General features: G+C 49.9%; 2 protein-coding genes. One reads left to right on the top strand and one right to left on the bottom strand.

Annotation, left to right across the window (positions count from 1 at the left end; genetic code table 11):
• Positions 1 to 55: 55 nt before the first annotated feature.
• A complete protein-coding gene (locus GF404_05395; GenBank protein MBD3381616.1) occupies positions 56 to 883 on the bottom strand; it encodes a hypothetical protein in 828 nt (275 codons plus the stop codon).
• Between the two features lie 205 nt (positions 884 to 1,088).
• Between GF404_05395 and GF404_05390 the strand changes: the two genes are divergently transcribed.
• A complete protein-coding gene (locus GF404_05390; GenBank protein MBD3381615.1) occupies positions 1,089 to 3,860 on the top strand; it encodes a hypothetical protein in 2,772 nt (923 codons plus the stop codon).
• Positions 3,861 to 4,604 lie beyond the last annotated feature (744 nt).

The following is a 4,604-nucleotide window of genomic DNA, read 5'->3' as shown; positions in this document are numbered from 1 at the left end:
TTCCTCATATCGGCAGGTCAACCGGGCACTTTCAAGAAGCATCAATGTACCAATATTATTCTTTTACCATTTCCATCTGGGTGTAATCGATCTCGGAGCCGAGGACACTGTGGGGGATCAAAAATATCACCAGGGTAACAATAGAAGCGACGATGATCCAGGCCCGGCCGTCAGGGAACCTGCGCGCGCGCCATAGTGCGATCAGCCAGAACACGAATGCTACCAGTGTTTTGTTGTCGGTCAGGTCATGCCCGAACGGCCATCCGGTCCAGAGCGCGTCGAAAGCATATTTCTGTACCAAGGGACCCATGACCAATCCACCCACGAACATCACGACTGTAGTAATAACGGTGTATCGAAATGACAACCTGCCCCTCATCAGCGCATCAAGACCGGTTCGTGTCGACAACAGCATGGCCCCGAACATCAGGATAATATGCGGGATCAAAACCGAAATCGGCACTGGCCCTTTGAAGCGGATGATGGTCGGCTCTTCCTGGAGCGGGTATTCGCGTCCGGCAGAATCGATCAGGGTCAGTTCGTACATGATCTTGCCCGCGGCTGGTTGTTTTGGAAGTGAAATCAGGAGAGTATCCCCATGTTGGGGCAGTTTGAGAGTATGCCACTGGTCATGGCTTTTATAGCGACGGTATTTCAAGCGTCCCGAGATATTAGCGCTTTCGGTTACGATCTTCATCTCGGCATCGGAGATGTTCTCATAGGTGCGCAACAGCTTGTAGCTGATCGTATTGCCCTCGATTTCGACTTCGCCCCGAAGCGGATAAGTAGGCCCGGTCATCCGCTGGTAAACAACCGAGGCGAGAGTGATAACCACGGCAAGTACCCATAGAAAAATCGTGGTCGAAAGTTTCAGTTCGCGCATCTTTATCCTGCAAAAGTAAATCAGGCTACAATTTATTACCGTCATAAAAGAAAATTTGGCGATAAAATCAAGTGAAAAAGAAACTGAAGATTACTGGAATTCGGACGATGATTCCACTTGCAATGTCAAATTATGCGTATTATATATTATTGGAATTCTAAATTATGGCTTTGAAACAAGTAAGAGATCTGAGTATACGTACCCCATGAAGCATCTATTCGCACTGCTCACTATCCTGTTATGGGGCTTTTCCCTGTTATCCGCGCAATCCAACGATGACTGCATGATGTGCCATGAGGATCCCGACCTGACCGGGACAGTCGACGGCAGGGATGTTTCAGTATATATACACCTCAAAGATTTTGAAGAGTCGATGCATGGCGCGCTGGAATGCGTCGATTGTCACCAGGACCTGATCGATGCTGAGATCCCTCATGAGGAGGATCTCGAGAAAGTCGACTGCGGGTTTTGCCATGATGGTGTCGCCGAGGAATATGCCGGCAGTCTGCATGGCCAGCGAGTAAAGAGCGGCCACAGCCTTGCGCCGTCATGCGCGAGCTGTCATGGATCCCACTATATTAAGTCCAACGACAATGAAAACGCTCAGACATTTAAATTCAATATACCTTTTATGTGCGGTCGCTGTCACAAGGAGGGCAGTGAGGTTGCGCGTACCTACGATATACCCGAGGACAGCATCCTCTCGCACTATTCACAGTCTATCCATGGAGTCGGGCTGTATCAGCAGGGACTGACGGTTACCGCGGTCTGTACCGATTGCCATACCGCTCATAATGTGCTCAACCACGAAAATCCGAGTTCGAGTATTCACCGTTCCAATGTGGCTCAGACCTGCCAGCAGTGCCACGGTCAAATCGAGAAGGTACATCGCAAGGTAATCCGTGGTGAACTCTGGGCCAGCGAGCCGAATAGAGTGCCGGTTTGTATTGACTGCCATCCGCCTCACCAGATCCGTCAGGTTTTCTATGAAGAAGGCTGGTCGAACAGGGAATGTCTGGAATGTCATGCCGATCCGAACCTTGTGGCGGTGCGTGACGGCGACACGGTTTCGATGTATGTCGATTCCATGGATGTACAACATTCGATCCACAGGCAGGTTACCTGCGCGCAGTGCCATACCGGCCTGAGCCAGGAACACTCCCGTCCCTGCTATACCGTTATCCAGCGGGTGGACTGCTCGATCTGTCATGCCGAAACGGTCGAGACCTACGCCACTTCGACTCACGGAAAGCTGGCTGATCGAGGTGATCCGGATGCTCCCCTGTGCGAGGACTGCCACAGCCATCACAGTATCAAGGCGCGCCGCAACCCGAAATCAATGACCTTCCCGACTAATGTTCCGGAGCTGTGTGGTCAATGTCACAGTTCTGGCGAAAAGGCCGCCCGGCGTTATAATGAAGGTGAACGCGATGTTGTAGCGGAATATCGTATGGGTATCCACGGGCGTGGATTGACTGAAAGCGGGCTGGTGGTAACTGCCATGTGCACAGACTGCCATACCGCCCACCATGTTCTTCCGGAGGCTGATACAGCCTCGAGCGTCAACCCGGACAATATTGACGAAACCTGTGCCAAATGTCACAACGGCATATATGAAGAATTCTCTGTGAGCATCCATTCACCGGATGTCTCCGACAGCGATGAGAAGCTTCCGGTCTGTAACGACTGCCATCAATCGCATTCGATTCCGCCCGCTGACAAGGCTGATTTTCAGCTGGAAATCATGACGCATTGCGGTCATTGCCATGAAGACGTGACCGAATCTTATTTCGATACATTCCATGGAAAGGTGTCCAAGCTGGGCTACGCGGCGGCGGCCAAGTGCTCCGACTGCCATGGTGCGCATGACATCCTGCCGACCGACAACCCGAACTCGAGATTATCTCATCAGAACATCGTCGAAACCTGCAAGGACTGTCATCCCGGTAGCCATCGGCAGTTCGCCGGTTACCTGACCCACGCCACTCATCATGACAAGACCAAGTACCCGATTTTGTTCTATACATTCTGGTTCATGACTATTTTGCTTGTGGGCACGCTGACGGTGGCGGGGACCCATACGCTTATGTGGTTACCGCGCTCGTTCCAGTTGATGAGGCAACATCGCAAGATGCGTGAGGCGTTCTCGGGCAAGCTGGAGTTCCGGCGCTTCGATACGATCCACAGCGTAATGCATATCTTCATAATCTTCAGTTTCCTGGGTCTGGCTGTGACCGGTATGACGCTCAAATTCTCGTACCTCGGATGGGCGCAGTTTTTATCGCAGGCTATGGGTGGTTTTGAGTCAACCGGCTTCATCCACAGGGTCTGTGCGGTGATCCTGCTGGGTGTGTTCGGCATCCATCTCGTTAACATTTTCCAGCGTATGATCCGGCAGAAAAAGGGTATCAAGGCTATGTTCTTCGGGCCGGAGTCGATGATGTTTAACCGCGAGGACGGCCGGCAGTTTATAGCCACTATCAAGTGGTTTATCGGTGCCGGTCCTCGTCCCGAGTACGGGCGCTGGACATATTGGGAGAAGTTCGATTACTTTGCGGTATTCTGGGGCGTCGGTGTGATCGGATCGACCGGTTTGATGCTCTGGTTCCCCGAGTTCTTCACGCTGTTTCTGCCGGGCTGGATTATCAATGTAGCCACTATTGTGCATTCCGATGAAGCCCTTTTAGCGACCGCGTTCATCTTCACCGTGCATTTCTTCAATTCGCATTTCCGCCCGGACAAGTTCCCGATGGATACAGTGATTTTCACCGGCCGGGTGCCTTTGCATGAGCTCCGTCAGGACCGTCCCAAACAGTACCGCGAATTGATCAAATCACGCAAGATCAGAAAGCATTTGGTCGAACCGCTTCCGCCGGTTCTGGTGCGCTTTCTGAAAGTCTTTGGCGCGATCGCCCTGTTCATCGGCCTGGCTTTGATCATCCTCATCATCTATGCCGAGATCTTCGGGTACAGGTAGGTATCTGATCTTTGTTTAATTAGAATTGTATTCATACGGACAGCAGTCTTCGTCTCCCCATGAACCATAACTGCAATCATCTGGGGGAGCACCTCCTGCAAAGATAAAGTTAATGATATATACTGAATCGGAGGCATCCACGGACGCATCTGAATTTGCATCACCGCAAGCAGTGACAGGAATTGGCGGATCACCTCCGTTGAAAGCATAACTTACAATATAGTTGACATCGGACACATCGACTGATCCATCATTGTTGGCATCACCACACATTCCTTGACAAACTGACGATGTGACTAATCCTGTAGCATAAACATCAATAGTACTTTGTATAACCTGCCCGGAATCAGGACCATTTAAGGTATAAAGTTCAATGTAATCATCGGTATTAAGAGTTCCGGAATAATCTCCGTCAATCCATCCATATAGTATGTATCCTATTGTATAATCGGGCGATATTTCCACCCAGTACGTACCAAGAGGAGTAGACCATTCCAGAATCAGAGGATTATTATCAATCATTTCGAGATATGTTTCTGTCTTGAGGATGTCAAGCTTAATAATAGGAGTAACAATATTAATTAATTCTAAAAGAGTATCTTGAGTATAGGAATGAAATATCTCTATTGTATCATTCGTACCGAATTGATAATCGCCATCATCATACCAATCACTCACTTCCCATCCTGCTGATATACCTGGATATAACCATTTCCATTGAGAATAAACCGGATTGCCATTAGG

The sequence above is a fragment of the Candidatus Zixiibacteriota bacterium genome (genome assembly GCA_014728145.1).
Taxonomy (GTDB): domain Bacteria; phylum Zixibacteria; class MSB-5A5; order JAABVY01; family JAABVY01; genus WJMC01.
This window is presented reverse-complemented; position numbering and strand designations above follow the sequence as displayed.